This is a genomic window from Synechococcus sp. R5-13, from assembly GCF_047462015.1.
Classification (GTDB): domain Bacteria; phylum Cyanobacteriota; class Cyanobacteriia; order Thermostichales; family Thermostichaceae; genus Thermostichus.
On the sequence record NZ_JANSIL010000046.1, the window covers coordinates 1 to 16,802 of the forward strand.

Annotated in this window: 16 protein-coding genes and 1 tRNA gene; 9 read left to right on the forward strand and 8 right to left on the reverse strand. The window is 59.5% G+C overall.

Annotation, left to right across the window (positions count from 1 at the left end):
• From NW840_RS03920 to NW840_RS03935, 4 genes are all read right to left on the reverse strand, one after another.
• A partial coding sequence (locus NW840_RS03920) for a hypothetical protein (RefSeq protein ID WP_414342503.1) occupies window positions 1–245 on the reverse strand: 245 nt, incomplete at its 3' end.
• Between the two features lie 48 nt (window positions 246–293).
• Window positions 294–800 carry a pentapeptide repeat-containing protein gene (locus tag NW840_RS03925; protein WP_011430277.1) on the reverse strand — a complete coding sequence of 169 codons (507 nt, stop codon included), beginning with the start codon at window positions 798–800 and terminating at the stop codon, window positions 294–296.
• A gap of 209 nt (window positions 801–1,009) precedes the next feature.
• Window positions 1,010–3,082, reverse strand: coding sequence for a hypothetical protein (locus NW840_RS03930; protein WP_414342505.1), 2,073 nt, complete (start codon window positions 3,080–3,082; stop codon window positions 1,010–1,012).
• A gap of 251 nt (window positions 3,083–3,333) precedes the next feature.
• Window positions 3,334–5,403 (reverse strand): hypothetical protein, encoded by a 2,070-nt coding sequence (locus NW840_RS03935; RefSeq protein ID WP_414342507.1) that lies wholly within the window; start codon window positions 5,401–5,403, stop codon window positions 3,334–3,336.
• 723 nt (window positions 5,404–6,126) lie between these two features.
• Between NW840_RS03935 and NW840_RS03940 the strand changes: the two genes are divergently transcribed.
• The 7 genes from NW840_RS03940 to gatA all read left to right on the forward strand — a co-directional run bounded on the left by NW840_RS03940 (window position 6,127) and on the right by gatA (window position 10,256).
• Window positions 6,127–6,426 (forward strand): ferredoxin, encoded by a 300-nt coding sequence (locus tag NW840_RS03940; RefSeq protein WP_011433206.1) that lies wholly within the window; start codon window positions 6,127–6,129, stop codon window positions 6,424–6,426.
• A 177-nt stretch (window positions 6,427–6,603) separates the two neighbouring features.
• Complete coding sequence (locus tag NW840_RS03945; protein WP_414342508.1) at window positions 6,604–6,921, forward strand: hypothetical protein; 318 nt, start codon at window positions 6,604–6,606, stop codon at window positions 6,919–6,921.
• A 164-nt stretch (window positions 6,922–7,085) separates the two neighbouring features.
• The gene (locus NW840_RS03950; protein ID WP_414342510.1) at window positions 7,086–7,670 is read left to right on the forward strand and encodes a Uma2 family endonuclease; all 585 of its coding nucleotides are present in this window, start codon (window positions 7,086–7,088) and stop codon (window positions 7,668–7,670) included.
• A tRNA-Ala gene (locus NW840_RS03955) sits at window positions 7,661–7,733 on the forward strand. The genes NW840_RS03950 and NW840_RS03955 overlap by 10 nt, the downstream gene beginning before the upstream one ends.
• A gap of 76 nt (window positions 7,734–7,809) precedes the next feature.
• A complete protein-coding gene (locus NW840_RS03960) occupies window positions 7,810–8,148 on the forward strand; it encodes a hypothetical protein (protein ID WP_414342512.1) in 339 nt (112 codons plus the stop codon).
• Between the two features lie 112 nt (window positions 8,149–8,260).
• Window positions 8,261–8,557: a hypothetical protein gene (locus tag NW840_RS03965; RefSeq protein ID WP_414342514.1), complete on the forward strand. Its 297-nt coding sequence runs from the start codon at window positions 8,261–8,263 to the stop codon at window positions 8,555–8,557.
• Between the two features lie 166 nt (window positions 8,558–8,723).
• A complete protein-coding gene (gatA, locus tag NW840_RS03970) occupies window positions 8,724–10,256 on the forward strand; it encodes an Asp-tRNA(Asn)/Glu-tRNA(Gln) amidotransferase subunit GatA (protein WP_414342516.1) in 1,533 nt (510 codons plus the stop codon).
• A 17-nt stretch (window positions 10,257–10,273) separates the two neighbouring features.
• Here the strand turns inward: gatA and psb28 are convergent, their stop codons facing one another.
• From psb28 to gyrA, 4 genes are all read right to left on the reverse strand, one after another.
• Complete coding sequence (gene psb28 / locus NW840_RS03975; protein WP_011433213.1) at window positions 10,274–10,588, reverse strand: photosystem II reaction center protein Psb28; 315 nt, start codon at window positions 10,586–10,588, stop codon at window positions 10,274–10,276.
• A 31-nt stretch (window positions 10,589–10,619) separates the two neighbouring features.
• The gene (locus NW840_RS03980) at window positions 10,620–11,819 is read right to left on the reverse strand and encodes a glycerate kinase (RefSeq protein WP_414342518.1); all 1,200 of its coding nucleotides are present in this window, start codon (window positions 11,817–11,819) and stop codon (window positions 10,620–10,622) included.
• A 38-nt stretch (window positions 11,820–11,857) separates the two neighbouring features.
• Window positions 11,858–12,229 carry a DUF760 domain-containing protein gene (locus NW840_RS03985; RefSeq protein ID WP_011433215.1) on the reverse strand — a complete coding sequence of 124 codons (372 nt, stop codon included), beginning with the start codon at window positions 12,227–12,229 and terminating at the stop codon, window positions 11,858–11,860.
• Between the two features lie 186 nt (window positions 12,230–12,415).
• Window positions 12,416–14,944, reverse strand: a complete 2,529-nt coding sequence (gene gyrA, locus NW840_RS03990; protein WP_414342520.1) for a DNA gyrase subunit A — start codon at window positions 14,942–14,944, stop codon at window positions 12,416–12,418.
• 409 nt (window positions 14,945–15,353) lie between these two features.
• Between gyrA and NW840_RS03995 the strand changes: the two genes are divergently transcribed.
• A complete protein-coding gene (locus tag NW840_RS03995; RefSeq protein WP_414342522.1) occupies window positions 15,354–15,599 on the forward strand; it encodes a hypothetical protein in 246 nt (81 codons plus the stop codon).
• Between the two features lie 80 nt (window positions 15,600–15,679).
• The coding region (locus tag NW840_RS04000; protein ID WP_414342523.1) for an RNA-guided endonuclease InsQ/TnpB family protein at window positions 15,680–16,802 on the forward strand (1,123 nt) is incomplete at its 3' end.

Sequence of the window (16,802 nt, forward strand, 5' to 3'; positions counted from 1 at the left end):
GTAACTGTGGAAACACGCCCAATGGCCTCTGCGTTCTGGGCAGTAACTGTGGAAACACGCCCAATGGCCTCTGCGTTCTGACCAATGGCTGCAAAGGCTTGCCCAATGGCCTCTGTGTTCTGGGCGGTGGCTGCAAAAAGACGCTCGATGGCTTCTGTATTCCGGGCAGTGGCCTGGGCATTGGCCAGCGTCTGCTGGGCCAGGACTTCCAAGATGGCCTCCACCCGCTCCAACCGCTCCGACATGGGGTTCCCTACACCGGCTTAGGATCCCATTCTAGCCGGATCCCTGGCCTACCAGCGGCAGGGGCCGCGCTCCCCATCGGGGCAGATGGTCTCCCCGTCCGTCAGCGCCCCCTCCAGCTTGGCCCCTTTGAGAATTGCCCCCCTGAGGTTGGCCCGCCGCAGATCCGCCTCCTGCAAATTGGCCCCTGTCAAGTCGGCCTCAGCCAGGCTGGAGTCGGGAAACCTGGCTTTCTGCAAGTTGGCCCGCCGCAACTTGGCCCCGTTGAAAGCGGTGTTTTCCACATAGGCCCCCGCCAAATTGGCCCCCGACAGATCCGCCTGCAGGAAGACTCCCCCCTGCACCAGCGCCTCGCCCAGATCAGCGCCGGCCAGCTTGGCGTTAGCGAGCACCACCCCAATCAACTGGCAGCCGGAGAGATTCTTGCCCTTGGCCGCCAATACCTCCTCCGCCGTTACCTGGCGGGCATTGACACATAGAGAAGGGCCCCGCGCCCTGCCGGAACAGGCTGCCAGCGCCAGTCCTACCCCCAACAGCCAGACAATCCTTTTGGCCATACTCACCTTTTCCTGCAAGCTGGTGCTAGCCTACCACAATTCCTTTCCCGCCGTTGCAGCCCGACTTCCCGGAAAGGGGCAAGGGGTGGTTGTGTCGGCAATGCAGAGCACCGGGGCCTACAAAAAAGCCCCCCTGGGGGGCAGGGGGGGAAACAGCTTCCAGCGCCAGTTACGGAAGAACTTTTGCTGTAAAGGTTCCCAAAAAGTTGTTATTGAACTTTGTTTGTAAAGGTTCCCGAAAAGTTGTTCTTGAGAAGAGCATTAGAGGAGAGGTTAACGTTACCGTTAACTCCAATTCCCTGACCGGAGCCAATAAAGGTGTTACCTTCAACAGTGGATGGGCTCGCCGTATTTTGGACGTTGATACCTATGGCACTCGAGTTATTACTCACATTGATGGTGGAGCCGGTAACAAAGGATCCGGGAGCCTGGAGAACGATACCTGTACTGTTTAGAGTGTGCCCGGCGTTAGTCATATTCACCGTCAAGTCCGTAACAGTCAGAACCCCCTGGGCATCGATCAAAGTGATGCTTTGGGTACTATCGGCAGGCTGAACTCTGCCACCGACAATGCTGAGGGTGACATTGCTATCATTCCGAATGCCAATGGTACCCGTTTTATTATTAGCGTCCACATCAACCCTCACATCCCTAAGGGTATGGAAGCCAGCTCCCGTAACCTTCACGCAGGTAACATTATTGCCACCCGCCTTACAATCGACCTCCACACTGGCTAGCCCAGCCGTTGGATCAGTGATTTTTACTCCAATACTACTAATTGGGGGATTAATTTTAATTTTGATATCCTGCAGCTTGTAGCCCTTGTTCAGGGTCAGTTGATTACTCCCCATATTCAACGTAAACGTCCCCGCGGATGGAGCTTTCAGCACCGTTACCGAGCCGGCCGGCAAATTCGGTGTGTTAATGGCAGCAGCATTCTGAGTACCGCCAGCCAAAATAGTAACCACCACGTTATTGCCCGCGCTGGCCACCGCCGCCACTTGCGAACCTGAAGGTTGGCTACCGTTCAAAGCGCTCGCAACCGTCTGCCAAGGCTTGGCCGCTGTGCCCGTGCCCGGGAAGCCGTCGTTCCCATTCATAGGATCGATGAAGAAAACGGCCGTATTCGAGGCGGGGGTAATGGTTACCGGCAGCTTGAACTGACCCAACGGCCCCGCCTTCAAGAGAACCGATTGCGCTCCTGGAACGGCCCCCGGTCCAGCGCTCACAAAAACCGTCTGGTTGGTGTTGAAGTTGCCCGGCGTAAAGAGCAGGGAAGCCGAAGTGGTGGTCAGGTCAGGCGTAGAAGTCGTCACCGTTACCGTCACCGGCGCTGTCGGGGCGTTGGCCAGCTTGACCGTAAACGACTCTGCCCCATTGGCAGGAATGCTCAGGCTGGCAGGATTCACCACAAGGTTGGTCGATTGGACAACCGTAACATTGACCACTCCATCCGCATAGCCCGGAGCAGAGAACTTGACGGTGCCAGTCGTGCCTGGGGTCGCCGTGCTGCTCACCGTCACCGTGCCGCTGAAACCAGTGGGAGTAAAAGCCAGGGTCGTTGGGGTAGCTGTAATGCCGCTAGAAGGCGTCACCGTTACCGTCACATTCTCTGGTGGCGCACTGGGCAACGACACCGTCACGCTTTGGCTGGAGCCGCTCGGCAGCTTCAAATCGTCAGGGGTGACCAGGAATGTTTTGGGCGTCGGCGTGGGCGTCGGCGTGGGCGTCGGGGTCGGTGTTGCTGGAGTCTTGAAGAAGGTATCCAACTGAGTTTGAGTAACGCTTACCCCCGGAATCTTCAGGGTGCCGGATACAAAAGCGTTGACCTTGGCCGCGTCTACACCCACAGTGGACACGGCAAACAAAATGGCTGCATCCTCGCAGTTGACAACTCCGTTGCCGTTGAAGTCGGAGATGGCCGGCTGGAGAGGGTCACCTAGCCCGGTGACATCGCTGGCCGTAATCGGCCCTGCTTTAAGCGTGTTGTTGACGAAGCTGACGATTTTGGCAGCGTCGCCGGTGTTGAGGCTGCAGGCGGCAAAAAGCACTGCCGCATCCTTGCTGCTAACCGAGGTTTTCACCCCGTCGTAGTAGAAGGAGAGGCCCTCGGCAACGGGAGCAGCGGTTTCGGGAACTTGAGCCGAGATGGTGGAAGGAACCTGCGTAACGGTAGGCGTGTCGGCAGAGCAGGCCGCTACCACCCCGGTTAGAGAAGAAGCCAGCGCCAAGGAAGCCAGCGTGGAACGCAAGCTGTGCTTGAGGTTACGGTTAGACATCATCAATCTCCAAGAAGAAAGGCTCTACAACTGGTTGAAGCCTTGGCAAGCGCAGCTCAACTCACTACAGGGAAACCCACAAAGGCCTAGCTGCTAGTAGTATACCCATGCAGAAGCCAAAAAGTACAACAGGGAAACCAATCGAACGAAGAGATGCGCAAGCCAAGCGAGATGGAAAAAGCGACCTGCCACCACCAAGCAACTTTTCAGTCAGCCCAATAGAAGCAGGCCGCTGTCGCAAAGCTAGCCAAAGGCTAGTTCACCGAAATGGCAGGCCCGAAGTTGAAGTAGGTGGTGCTGCCGGGGTTGGTGGTGTTGTCAAAGGTGTTGATGGTAGTACTCCCAACCGTGATGGCCGATGGCGAAGGAATGGCAGGAGTCACCCGAATCTGGCCACCAAAGGGGATGGTAAATGGCCCTGGGAAGGTAGCCGCATCTTCAGACACCGAGGTGGAAGTGGTGATGACCGGAGCACCGCCTGGCCCCGTCACCGTCACCACCGCGTTGGCAGGCAGGCCTGGGATAGCGATCCTCACACCGGCAGGCTGAGGCGGAGCCGGAGGAGCTGGCGGCGCGCCTCCAGGCTGGAACTGCAGACTGGCCCCTGGGCCGAAGCCCACTGCCGAGCAGAGGGCATCCGACACCCCGCCAAAGACAGTAGAGGTGAAAGGAGCTAGTTGCTGCGGTTGCTGCGGGCTATCCACGAAGTTCAGAAGGTTGCCCGGGGCTCCCGCCAAGCTTTCTTGGCGACCGCACACGGCAAAGCCAGGGATGGGCGTGGGCGTGATGGTGTTGTTGAAGAAGGCCTTGAGAATGGTGCCTTCTCCGCCCAGACCCCCCGCCGCGGTTGGCGTGAGGTTAACGCCGGGACGAGCGTAGACGGCCAAAGTGCCTTGGGGCGGCAGGCGGAAGGTGTTGCCCGTCACCGAAGCTGTGGCAAAAGGAGCCAGAGTTCCCGGTGCCTGAGTCTGGCGATCCACAATGGCCGCAATGAAGGTCGGGCTGCCGATGGAAGGCTCAAAGAGGTTCTCGCGAATGGTTACCGCGTTGGGCTCAGCCGACACCACATGTACGCCAGCAACGGTGAAGCCGCGCAACAGGTTCTTGTAAACCTCCGCCTGCGAGAAGTCGCAGACTTGCACAGAGACGTAGGACTGCGCCTGCGTAGGCCGCGTGAAATCGTTGAAGGAGACTTCTACGTTGCGGGTGGTGAGGTTGGCTAGGTCACACTCGCCAATGGCTACTTGGTAAGGTTCAGCCGGCCCACCAGCGTCCGGATCTGCTAGGGAAATGCCAGTAATCCGGAAGCCGTTGCCCTCCGTTCCGCCCAACGTGGCATCGGCGGCCAGGATCTTGACCGAACGCACCGTGCTCGTGCCGTCAATGGAGTTCAAGGTCAAGCCAGGCCTGTCGGCAGGCAGAACAATCTCGCCCTCAGGCACAAAGTCTCCAGGACCAGCCGTTACCGTTGGGTTGGGACCGGCCACTTCGGCAATCGCGCGGTTGATGGAGAGGTAAACGTTGCTGGTGTTGCTGTTAAACACCAAGCGCGGGTTTCTAGCAACGATGTCACGGCGCTCCACGGCACTGAGGCCACTGCCTCGCTCGTCGCGAATGGCGTAGACGTTAGCCGCTAGGGTTCTAATGTCGTTGCCGGCAAAGGTTACCAAGCTCAGCCCGGTCACTGCAGGCTCAATGAAAATAGCCGCCGAGCCCGCACCCACATTCTGCTGCACCTGCGGCACCAAGTTAATCAACTCAGGTCGCACGCCATCGGGAGCTGCGGCGTAGCCCAAGAAGATGTTGTTGGTCTCCACCCGCAGGTTGATGCCCGCGTTGTCCCCGGCAATACGAATCCCGGCAGAGCCGGCGCCGCCTGCCACAAACAAGTTGGAGCGGGTTACTGTCAGGTTCTTAGAGGTGACGCCAGCAGCAGCTGAGCCAAAGCCAATGGCTACCCCCCGGGAAGCTGGAGTGGTTACTGTGGGGGAGAGAACGATGTCAACGCCCGTAACGGTAACTTCAGTGGCGTCCTCGGCATTGATACCGTACTCGATGGCCGCCAGGGAGCGGGTGTTGAGAATGCTGAAGTTCTCCAGGACAACGCCAGCGGCATTGCTGGTCACCTGTACCGGAGCGCCCGTTTCCGCACCAACCACAACCGCGTCGTCCACCAGACCCGTAGCGCCACGTACCGTCACGTTGCTGCGGTTAATCACAATGTTCTGGCGATAGACACCCGGCTGCAGAACGATGGTCAAAGGCTGCGTCCGGTCAGAAGTGGCAATGATGCGACTGATATCGCTCTCAGGCGTAACAACCACCCTGCCTGCTGGGGCTGGAGTGGGAGTTGGGGTAGGAGCTGGAGTCGGAGTTGGAGCCGGCGGCGGAGGTGGAGGAGGTGGAGGAGGCACAGGCACCACAGAGCTGGTACTGTCTTCGCCACAGCCTGTCAAGATCACGGGCAGAAGCACCACGGCAGACGCCAACGTTAGAGAACCAAGTGACTTCAACAGCCACTTATGCGTTTTTCCGTTCATTTTTCTCCTCTTAACCAAAAAAGTAGGGTTCGGCTGAACACTTCCCTTAACTTACCCGATCAACCAACCCGAAGCAACTGAGAAGGCTAAGGGCTTGATACTCGGATGGGAGACGCACACACGCCTGTGTCAGCGGTTGCTCTGGTTACTCCGTAAATCATACAGTCAGATCCGCCCAACTTGGCAAGTCTTGCCATTTTTTTTTTCCAGGTGCAACCCAGGAGCTACAGGGATCCCTGCCAAGTCCAAGTTGAACAGAGAGGATTGCGGAAGAATGACCGGTGGGATCTGCGGCAGTTCTGCCATCGGAGCCGAGGTTCACCCTTCATGCAGACGCTGCGGGCTAACAGCCCTCTTGAGCAGCCAGAACCCTTACCCGGCAAGCTTTCCCGGATCCACCTGCAAAAAACCGGAAGATTTGCCTATTTCCTCACAAAAGGGTGCTTGATCTGGGGCAGAAGGGTGGCAGGATGAGGAGTGGATGTTTTTTCTGGAGACCCAACCAGGATGGCTACCTATAAGGTCACTCTGATCAACGAGGAGCAAGGCTTAAACGTCACCATCGATGTGCCGGACGATGAGTACATTTTGGACGTGGCGGAAGAGCAAGGGATCGAGCTGCCCTATTCCTGCCGCGCCGGTGCCTGTTCGACCTGTGCCGGCAAGCTGGTGAGCGGCACAGTGGATCAAAGCGATCAGTCCTTCCTGGACGATGATCAGATCGAGCAGGGCTATGTGCTGACCTGTGTGGCTTACCCTACCTCCGACTGCACCATCATCACCCACCAAGAAGAAGCCCTTTACTGATCGAGCTTGAATTTCCGTCCTCACCCCCGGCCCCTCTTTATTAAAGAGAGAGGGGTTTTTGTTTTGGGTGGCCCAAGCGCTCCGCGCCGCTGACACAGCCACCCCCAGCCCCTCTCCCAGGGCAAGAGGGGAGATTCAGGGTGGTAGGATTTCCTTATTCTGCAACACCCGACAACCATGACGCCTGAGCAAGAGCAGTGGCTGATTCAAGCCATCCAAGAGTTACAAGCCTCCCAAAGAGAATTGCAGGCTGCCCAGCAGGAGCTGCGCCTTGTCCAACAAAACCAGCAGCTCCTCATTCAAGAGCTGCGGGAGGGACAGGCAATGCTGGCGCAGTTCTTTCGCGAGTCAATGGATCGGTTTGACGAGCGCACCCGGGCTATTGAACGGCGCACGGAAGCTCTGGAACGGCGCACCGACCAAATGGCGGAGGAGATGAGAGAGATGCGGCAAGAGATTCGGGATCTGCGCCGCGATTTTCTGGAACGGCGTTAGCTTCCATCCAACCGTGGCCCAAGCGCTCACAGCCCCGCTCCCAGGGGAAGAGAGGGGTTGTGTGAGATACAGGGCTAGCATGGCAACAGAGAAACTTTTGGCCGAGACGGTGTATGGCTTGGGCAAGGGGATCCGTTTCTGCACCATCAAGAGCTCGCCTGAGGTTGGCCGAATACCTTGTTTATTCGGATGGCGGGGATACCCGCTATGAGCTGGTGGCGGGAGAGTTGGTTCCCATGGCCCTTCCAACCGGACGGCATGTGCAAATTCAAAAGTTTCTCAGCCAAGTTTTTGAGGCAGAGATTGCACGGCAGCAGTTGCCCTGGACAACGATACAGGGAGGCTTGGGGATCCAGTCTCCGCGGGGCAATCGGTGGGCTACGGTGCGGATCCCCGATGGGGTGGTGCTGCCTTTGGAACAGTGGCAGGAGATGGGATCCAGAGAGGCGTTGATTCGCCTGGAGGAGCCGCCGCTACTGGTGGTGGAGGTAGTCAGTGAGTCGAGCCGGGCAGCAGACTACCGGGCCAAGCAAGCAGAGTATTGCGTTTTGGGGATCGGCGAGTATTGGATTGTGGATCCCTTGGAGGAGAAGGTGAGCCTGCTGCTGCTTCATGAAGGCTGGTACGATGTGCTGGAGCTGAAGGGATCCGATCCGGTATCCTCAAAGGTCTTTCCCAAGCTGGAGTTGCAGGCGGGGGAGATCTTGGCTGCGGATTCGGGTTATTCTGGTAAAGCTACGGGGAGTTAGCTCAGTTGGTAGAGCGCTGCGATCGCACCGCAGAGGTCAGGGATTCGAGTTCCCTACTCTCCATCGCCCTCACCCCTGGCCCCTCTCCCAGCAGGAGAGGGGTGGTAGGATTTCCTTATTCCGTAGTGCTTCAGTAACCATGACGCCCGAGCAAGAACAGTGGCTGATTCAAGCCATCCAAGAGTTGCAAGCCTCCCAAAGAGAGCTGCAAGCCTCCCAAAAAGAATTGCAAGCTGCCCAGCAGGAGCTGCGTCTTGTCCAGCAAAACCAGCAGGTTTTGATTCAAGAGCTGCGGGAGGGACAGGCGATGCTGGCGCAGTTCTTTCGCGAGTCAATGGATCGGTTTGACGAGCGTACTCGGGCCATCGAACGCCGCACAGAAGCACTGGAACGGCGCACCGACCAGATGGCGGAGGAGATGAGAGAGATCCGGCAAGAGATTCGGGATCTGCGCCGCGATTTTTTGGAACGGCGTTGACTGCCAACAGCCCAGGCGCTCTGCGTTGCTAATGTAACCATCCCCGGATCCTTACTCCCAGGGGGAGATCTAGGGTGGTAGGATTTCCTTATTCCGTAGTGCTTCAGTAAGCATGACACCTGAGCAAGAGCAGTGGCTGATTCGGGCCGTCCAGGAGTTGCAAGCTGCCCAGCAGAACCAGCAGGTTTTGATCCAAGAGCTGCGGGAAGGGCAGGCGATGCTGGCACAGTTTTTCCGGGAGGCGCTGGATCGCTTTGACGAGCGCACCCGAGCCATTGAACGGCGCACGGAAGCTGTGGAGCGCCGCACCGAAGCTTTGGAACGGCGCACTGACGAGATGGCCCAAGAGATGCGGGAGATGCGGCAGGAGATTCGGGATCTGCGCCGCGACTTTTTGGAACGGCGGTAACTTGGGCCCAAGCGCTCTGCATTGCCGACGCCCTCACCCCCAGCCCCTCTCTCTCAGGGAGAGGGGAAATTGGCGGGATTTTGGGTAGGAAGGGATCCCACCTAGATTAATCTAGAGGAACTTTGTCTGGCCTCACTGGCATTTGCCCTTCCCCACGAGTTTGCCTATGTCTGTCATCCGTGCCCTCCACAGGCAGTTGGTAACCAAAGAGCGCTCGGCGGAGGAGATCGCCCGCGAATACCTGGAGCGCCTGGCCCAACTGGAGCCGCAGCTCAAGAGCTTTATTACTGTGACCGAGGAACTGGCTCTGCAACAGGCCAAGGCGGTGGACGCCCGCATTCGGGCCGGGGAGGCGATCGGCCCTTTGGCCGGGATCCCGTTAGCTGTCAAAGACAACCTCTGTACCCAAGGGATCCGCACCACCTGTGCCTCCCGGATGCTGGAGGGGTTCATTCCCCCCTACGAGTCAACAGTGACGGCGCGGCTGGCGGCTGCGGGCATGGTGACGGTGGGCAAGACCAACCTGGACGAGTTTGCCATGGGCAGCTCCACGGAAAACTCCGCCTTTCAGCGCACGGCCAATCCCTGGGATCTGACGCGGGTGCCAGGGGGATCCTCTGGGGGATCGGCGGCGGCGGTGGCTGCCGACCAAGCGGTGGTGGCTCTGGGCTCGGATACGGGGGGATCCATCCGCCAACCGGCAGCTTTTTGTGGGGTGGTGGGCCTGAAACCCACCTATGGGCTGGTGTCCCGCTACGGGCTGGTGGCTTTTGCCTCGTCTTTGGATCAGGTGGGGCCGTTTGGGCGCACGGTGGAGGATGTGGCCCTGCTGCTGCAGGGGATCGCCGGCCATGACCCGATGGACTCCACCAGCTTAAAGGTGCGGATCCCGGACTACAGCCAAGCCCTGATCCCTGAGATCAAGGGGTTCAAAATCGGGGTGATCCGCGACTTGCTGGGGGAAGGATGCGGCGAGGAGACCCGCGCTGCCGTGCAAGCGGCCATTCAACATCTGCAGGAACTGGGGGCCGAGATCCTGGAGATCGACTGCCCCAGTTTTCGCTACGGCCTGGCCACCTATTACATCATCGCCCCTTCGGAAGCCTCTGCCAATTTGGCCCGCTACGACGGGGTAAAGTACGGCCTGCGGGAACCTGCCGACTCGCTGCTGGCCATGTATGGCAAGACCCGCGCCCACGGCTTTGGGCCAGAAGTCAAGCGGCGCATCATGATCGGCACCTATGCCCTCTCCTCGGGGTACTACGACGCCTACTACCTCAAGGCTCAGAAGGTGCGCACCCTCATCAAGCAGGACTTCCTCAAGGCTTTCGAGAAGGTGGATGTGCTGGTCAGCCCCACCACCCCCACCCCAGCCTTCAAGCTCGGCGAGCGGGAGGATCCCCTCAGCATGTACCTCTGCGACCTGATGACGATCCCGGTGAACCTGGCGGGTTTGCCGGGGCTGAGCCTGCCCTGCGGGTTTGCCGATGGGCTGCCCATTGGCCTGCAAATTGTGGGCAATGCCCTACAGGAGAGCAAGGTGCTGCGGGTGGCCTATGCCTATGAGCAAAGCACCGACTGGCACAAGCGACGGCCCCCGCTAGGGCAGCCCTCAGTTGAAGAGGGCCAGGGATCCGATCCCGGCCAACCTCAAGCCAAGCGCAGATCCGGCAAAAGGAGCAAAAAATCCAAAAGCTGAGGCGGGAAGGGCGGCAACTAGGCCATGCCCATCTGGTTGGCCGCTGAAAAGCGTTCCATAAAGCGCAGGAAGCGATCCCACTCTGCCTCGGTTTCCATGTCGTAGGTCACTTCCAGGGCTTTGAATTCCCCGTTCAGGAACTTGGCCCTGATGTTGCGGGTGGTCAGCTCCCCTTCCTCATCGATCATCCGCATGCCGAGGATGTTTTGCGTATCGGATTTTAGATCCTCGAAGCGGAAAATCGCGGATCCCCGGTTGCCGGTCTTGGATTTCAGCACTCGCACCTGGGTGGGCACCTCTTGGATGCCGGGGGAGAACTCGATACTGGCCATGATGTCCTACGAAACACGATGATTTAAGCCATTATAACCGGCCAATCCCCGCATCCTGCTCCAGAAAATCTCTCAGCTCCTGGGCCGTCATCTGCTCCAGGTGATGGCCGGCCTGCCGTTGGGCTTCTGCCACATCGGGGATCCGGTCGCACAGGGCGCCAACCCGAAGGGGAAGAGGCTGGGCTGCCAACCCAGCGCGCGCTGCCGGAGTCACCTGGCCACAGAGGATGAGCAGGGGTTTTTGGGCTTGGATAGCCTGCTCCAGCACGGCCCCCACCACCTTTCCCATCGTGCTTTGTTCGTCGAGGCAGCCCTCTCCGGTGACGACCAGATGGCAGCGGCGGATGCGCTCCGGCAGGGCCAATTGCCGCGCCAAGAGCTGGATCCCGGACTCCAGAGTGGCCTCCAAAAAAGCCACCAGACCTGCTCCTAAGCCGCCTGCGGCTCCGGCCCCCGGGATCCCGGCCACGGCCTGGCCCAAATCTCGCTCCACCACTTGAGCCCACTGCTGCAGCGCCTGCTCCAACTGCTGCACCTGGGAAGGGGTGGCGCCCTTCTGGGGGGCAAAGACGGCGGCGGCTCCCAACGGGCCAGTGAGGGGGTTTTGCACATCGCAGAGGCCGCGGACCCGTTTCCCCTGCCAAACAGGCTGTTCGGGGGGCTCGATGCGCGCCAGCCGGGCCAGCTCCGCCCCACCCCAGCCGATGGGATCCCCAGCTCCATCCAACAGGCGATAGCCTAAGGCCTGCGCCATGCCCGCCCCTCCATCCACGGTGGCGGATCCCCCCAGACCTATCCAGATCTCAGCAATAGGCTCTCGGCAGACGGCCCGCAACAGCTCTCCCAGGCCATAAGTGGTGGTGCGGGTGGGATCCCGCCGCTCCGGTGGCACCAAGGTCAGGCCAGCCACCTGGGCCAGCTCCAACAGGGCCAGCTCTCCTGCCACCCCGTACTCCGCCCAGACGGGATCCCCCAGGGGGCCGGTGACCCACAGACCCTTTTTCTCTCCCCCCAGCGTCGGCAGCAATACCTCTAGGGTGCCCTCTCCCCCATCGGCCAAGGGGAGCCGCTCCACCTCGGCCTCCGGCAGCACCTGTTGGATCCCGCGGGCCATGCTCTCTGCCGCCGCCGTGGCTGTTAGGGATCCCTTAAAACTATCCGGGCAAACCAAAATCCGCCGCGGTGGGCTGCTGAACTGGGATCCCTTTGCCTGGAAACCCGCATCCAGCATGGAACCTCCTCGGCGGCGCTAAAAGGTGGATTGCAAGCCTAGCCCTCCTCCTCTGCTGGCGAAGGCTGATCCGCGCTGGCAGGCTGGGAGGCACTGCCCAAAGATTGCTCCAGGGCTAGGCGCTGCTCCATGACCCGCAGGAAATAGCCGCCCATCATCGCGCCGGAGAGCATTTTGGCCAAGCTCTCGCGGTTGGTGATGATCTGAACCCCGAATTGATCGGAGGGCAAGCTCCCCACCAAGCTGCGGATGTTGTGGCCCAAGATCTCCAGCACTTCCGGAGAAGAATTGCGGGCAATATCCTGAAAGACGCTGGGATCCTGAGATTGCAAGTATTGCCAGAGCCGGTTGTCGGGGCTCGGAGTTTGCACTGCCTCAAAACCAGGGATGAAATTCAACGGGCTCGCCATGGAGTAACCAAGCTCCACAAACACAGCAGATGCCATCCCAACCGGGCCGCTCGGCCTGATCCCACAGGCCTTTGCCGTTCCCGGAATTTGGGCTATCCCAAAGGTAACACCCCATCCTCACCCTCTCCGGTACGGGATCCCACCCTTCTGCGGCGGCAAATGCCGTACCTAAGTAACGGCCGGGGATCAAGCGCTGGCTTCTGAGGTCTCCTCCTCGGCAACCAAGGCAGCGGGTACCACTGTAACTCCCACAATGCTGTCTTCCGGATCCAGGCGCTGCACCAGCACCCCGGTCGCCTCGCGGGACTGGGTGGGAATGGCCTTGGCCAACTGGCGCATGACAATGCCCCTGGCGGTTACCAACAGGATCTCGTCTTCGGCATTGACGATGCGCAGGGCCGCCAGCTCGTCCGACGCCTGGCGGAACTTGGTGGCGATCACCCCCTTGCCGCCGCGGTTTTGCTGGCGGAAATTGTCGATGGCCGAGCGCTTGCCCCGCCCTTCTTTGGTGATCACCAGCACCCAAGGGTTAGCCAGCTTCTCCCCCTCTCGCTCGGCAGCCATCACCGATTCGGCAGAGATAATATCCATGCTGACGATGTCATCGCCGGCGTTGAGGGTCATGGCCCGCACGCCCCGGGTGGCCCGTCCCAGAGGGCGCAGTTGCTCGTCATCCGCCGGGAAGCGAATGGACATGCCTTGGCGGGTCGCCATGACCACATCATCGCTGGAGCGGGCGCGGCGCACCCAGCGCAGTTCGTCGTTTTCTTCCAGAGAGATGGCAATCAGGCCGTTGGAGCGTACATTGGCAAAGGCGCTGAGGGCCGTTTTTTTGATGTAGCCGCCGCGGGTGAGCATCACCAGATATTCGTCGTCGCTGAACTGGCTCACCGGCACCATGGACGTAACCCGCTCTTCCCGGCTGATCGGCAGCAACTGAACGATGGCGCTGCCGCGGGCGGCGCGGCTCCCCTGGGGGATCTGGTGGGCGGGCAGGGTATAGACTACGCCCCGATTGGTGAAAAAGAGGATGGTGTCGTGGCTGCGACAGGCAAAAAACTGTTCGATGGCATCGTCTTCTTTGATGCGGGCGCCGGCTTTGCCGCGGGTGGCTCGCCCCTGCACCTGGAACTCCTCAAGGCCCATGCGCTTGATATAGCCCTGCTCGGTTAGAAAGATAACCGTCTCCCGATTTTCGATCAGATCATCCGTTCCCAGCTCCCCATCCTCCAAACAGAGGCGGGAACGGCGCGGGCTGGCAAAGCGGGCTTTGAGCTGCTGCAGCTCTTCGCTGATGATCTGCATCACCCGTTCTCGGCGGGCCAGAATATCCCGCAGGTCGGCAATTTGCCTCACCAAGTCTTCGTGCTCGGCCTGGATTTTTTCCGCTTCCAGGGCGGTGAGGCGGCGCAGCTGCATCTGCAGGATCCCGTCGGCTTGGGCTTCACTCAGGCCCAACACCGCCTGCAATTCCTCTCGGGCTGTGGCGGTATCGGCGGCTCCCCGAATGAGGGCAATCACCCGATCCAACTGCCCCAAAGCCAAGAGATAGCCCTGCAGCAGGTGATCCCGCTCTTCGGCTTTTTGCAGCTCGTAGCGGGTGCGCCGCTCGATCACCTCTTCCCGAAAATCCAGAAAAGCCTGCAGCGCGTCCCGCAGGGTCAGGGTGCGCGGCTCGCCGTTGAGGATGGCCAGCATGTTGACCCCGAAGTTGGCCTGCAGGGGGGTTTGCTTGTAGAGGTTGTTGAGCACCACCTGCGGCTGGGCATCCCGCTTTAGCTCGATCACCACCCGCATGCCGCTGCGGTCGCTCTCGTCACGGATGTCGGCAATGCCTTCCAGCTTTTTCTCGTTGACCAGCTCGGCGATCTTCTCGATCATGGCTGCCTTGTTGGTTTGGTAGGGCAGCTCGGTGATGATGATGGCGTCCCGAACCGGTCGGCCCCGCTGCTCTATGGTTTCGACGGTGGCCACCCCCCTCAGGGTGATGGAGCCGCGCCCGGTGGTGTAGGCTTCGCGGATGCCCTCTTGGCCCATGATCAGCGCCCCGGTGGGGAAGTCAGGGGCGGGGATCCACTGCATCAACTCCAGGCTGGTCAGGTTGGGGTTGTGGATGAGGGCGATCAGGCCGTCCACCAATTCGCCCAAGTTGTGGGGCGGGATGTTGGTGGCCATGCCCACGGCAATGCCGGAAGAGCCGTTTAAGAGCAGTTGCGGGATCCGCGCCGGCAGCACCAGCGGCTCTTGCTGGGATCCGTCGTAGTTGCCGACAAAATCGACAGTGTTGGCGTCAATATCTTGGAGCAGGGCTTCTTGGGCAAAGGCAGTCAGCCGACACTCGGTATAGCGCATAGCTGCCGGCGGATCGTTGTCCACAGAGCCGAAGTTGCCATGCCCATCCACCAGCCGCTCCCGCATGGAGAAATCTTGAGCCATGCGCACCAGCGCATCATAGACGGCCTGATCCCCATGGGGATGGTATTTCCCGATCACATCCCCCACCACGCGGGCGCACTTGCGGAAGGGGCGATCCGCCGTCAGGCCCAACTCGTGCATAGCGTAGAGAATGCGGCGGTGCACCGGCTTCAGGCCATCCCGCGCATCTGGCAAAGCCCTCCCGACAATCACGCTCATGGCGTATTCCAGGTAGGACTGCGACATCTCCCGCTGCAGGTCGGTGGAGATGATGCGCGCCGTCGATTCGTTGTCGCTCATGGGGTTGGGTTATCCGTAAGGGATCCCAGTCGGCCTTGGCGCAGTGGGTTCATGGAAGTTTATCGAGAAGCCAACCTTGGCCGTGGCAGAGTAAACTACCCGACCCTGACTGCTTCGCAGTACGGGGCGGGCTTTCGGTAGCCCTGCAGTTAGTAAACTAACCACGAGCCTCTGGGCTGGTTTACGGGCAGCCCCAATCGACCGTTACCAGTGCCCTAAACAGCCGTTTCTGGTGTCCGCAGAATTATTATAGCATTCCTCCCGACACTGACCCTACGGGTACAGTGCGGGGCTCCTGCGCTAGTAAGCTGAAGGTGATTGAATTGAGCAGAAAGCTTTTGTATTCCCAGTCTACCATTCGCCCTTTGTGAAGGCTGGCTGACTTCCAGTAGGAGAGGCTCGGTGGTTCATCGGCGGCCCTCTCTACAGCCTCATGGATCGAGATTTACAGGTGGGCCAAGCGGAGCTGATCATTACCCTGACCGGCATCGACGACACCTTTTCCCAAACCATCCATGCTCGCCACTCCTACTTGGCCGATGAGATTCTCTGGAACCACCGATTTGCCGATATTCTCCACCTGGACAGCAATGGGCATCGCTATGTGGACTACTCTCACTTTCACCTATTTTCGGGCTGGAGGCCCGCACCATAGCCGCAGGCTTGGTGCCGGGAGGAAAGCCCGCCTCCATATAAGTGTACTGGGACAAAACCTGGATGAACTACAATAAGCCCATGAGCCAGACCATCTCTGTACGTTGCAAGCTGATAGTCCCACAAGAGTTGCGTCAAGAGATTGACCGCACCTTGCAGGGATTTGCTGACGCCTGCAACCAGATCCTCGACACCGCTGAGCGTGAAAAGTGCTGGAATACCGCCAAACTGCACCACTTGGTCTATCGACCGGTAAGAGCAGCAACGGGGTTGAAAGCCAACCACGTCTGTCAGGCACTCCGCCGTGTGATTAGCAACGCCAAAGCGGTGAAGCAAGTCCACAAGTTTCGCCCCACCAGCCTGACTTTGGATGTGCGTACTTTCGAGTACCGAGAGTCCGAACAGGTTGTTGGCGTGACCCTGATGAGTGGACGGGTTCGGCTCAAGCTCAAGATCGGCGGCTATCAGATAGCGCTTCTGCGGGGCCAGAAGCCAACAAGCGCTACTCTGTCCAAGACCAAGCAAGGGGAGTACTACATCAACATTGCGGTTAAGTTGGACACTCCCCCAACTGGCAAGACTCCTAAGGTAATCGGAGTTGACTTGGGCAGGCGGGATATAGCCACCGCTAGTAACGGACGCTCTTGGGGTGGAGAACACATCCAGGCCGTCCGCGACCGGTTCAGCCGTGTACGCGCCAAGGTTCAATCCAAACGCACGAGGTCGTCTAGAAGACTGCTTCGTAGGCTTTCTGGGAGGGAACGGCGCTATCAGACATGGCTGAACCACAACATCAGCAGAACCTTGGTCAGGGATGCCCAGGCTATTGGTGCAGCACTGGCTTTTGAGGACTTGACAGGCATCCGAGAGCGCTTGAATCAGAAACCTCGGAGTAAGACTGAACGCCGTAGAACCAATAACTGGGCGTTCTACCAGCTCAGGATGTTTGTGACCTACAAGGCTGCCATTGCTGGAGTGCCTGTGGTACTGGTTCCGCCCGCCTATACCAGTCAGACCTGTCATAACTGCCTGCACATCCACCCTGAGCAGGGCAAGTCCTACCGAAGCGGCAAGTCGTTCAAGTGTGGACATTGTGGCTGGGAAGGGGATGCTGACCATAACGCTGCTCGGGTGATCTCTCTCCTTGGGGCGACTGTAAACTCGCCTGAAATTCCGAAACTTAGCTGTCCTCTGGGGCCGCTAG

Bases quoted from the DNA above. Each gene is read 5' to 3' on its own strand.
- NW840_RS03925 (WP_011430277.1), bottom strand. From the start codon at position 800: ATGGCCAAAAGGATTGTCTGGCTGTTGGGGGTAGGACTGGCGCTGGCA.
- NW840_RS03930 (WP_414342505.1), bottom strand. From the start codon at position 3,082: ATGATGTCTAACCGTAACCTCAAGCACAGCTTGCGTTCCACGCTGGCT.
- NW840_RS03940 (WP_011433206.1), top strand. From the start codon at position 6,127: ATGGCTACCTATAAGGTCACTCTGATCAACGAGGAGCAAGGCTTAAAC.
- NW840_RS03945 (WP_414342508.1), top strand. From the start codon at position 6,604: ATGACGCCTGAGCAAGAGCAGTGGCTGATTCAAGCCATCCAAGAGTTA.
- NW840_RS03960 (WP_414342512.1), top strand. From the start codon at position 7,810: ATGACGCCCGAGCAAGAACAGTGGCTGATTCAAGCCATCCAAGAGTTG.
- NW840_RS03965 (WP_414342514.1), top strand. From the start codon at position 8,261: ATGACACCTGAGCAAGAGCAGTGGCTGATTCGGGCCGTCCAGGAGTTG.
- gatA (WP_414342516.1), top strand. From the start codon at position 8,724: ATGTCTGTCATCCGTGCCCTCCACAGGCAGTTGGTAACCAAAGAGCGC.
- psb28 (WP_011433213.1), bottom strand. From the start codon at position 10,588: ATGGCCAGTATCGAGTTCTCCCCCGGCATCCAAGAGGTGCCCACCCAG.
- NW840_RS03980 (WP_414342518.1), bottom strand. From the start codon at position 11,819: ATGCTGGATGCGGGTTTCCAGGCAAAGGGATCCCAGTTCAGCAGCCCA.
- NW840_RS03985 (WP_011433215.1), bottom strand. From the start codon at position 12,229: ATGGCGAGCCCGTTGAATTTCATCCCTGGTTTTGAGGCAGTGCAAACT.
- gyrA (WP_414342520.1), bottom strand. From the start codon at position 14,944: ATGAGCGACAACGAATCGACGGCGCGCATCATCTCCACCGACCTGCAG.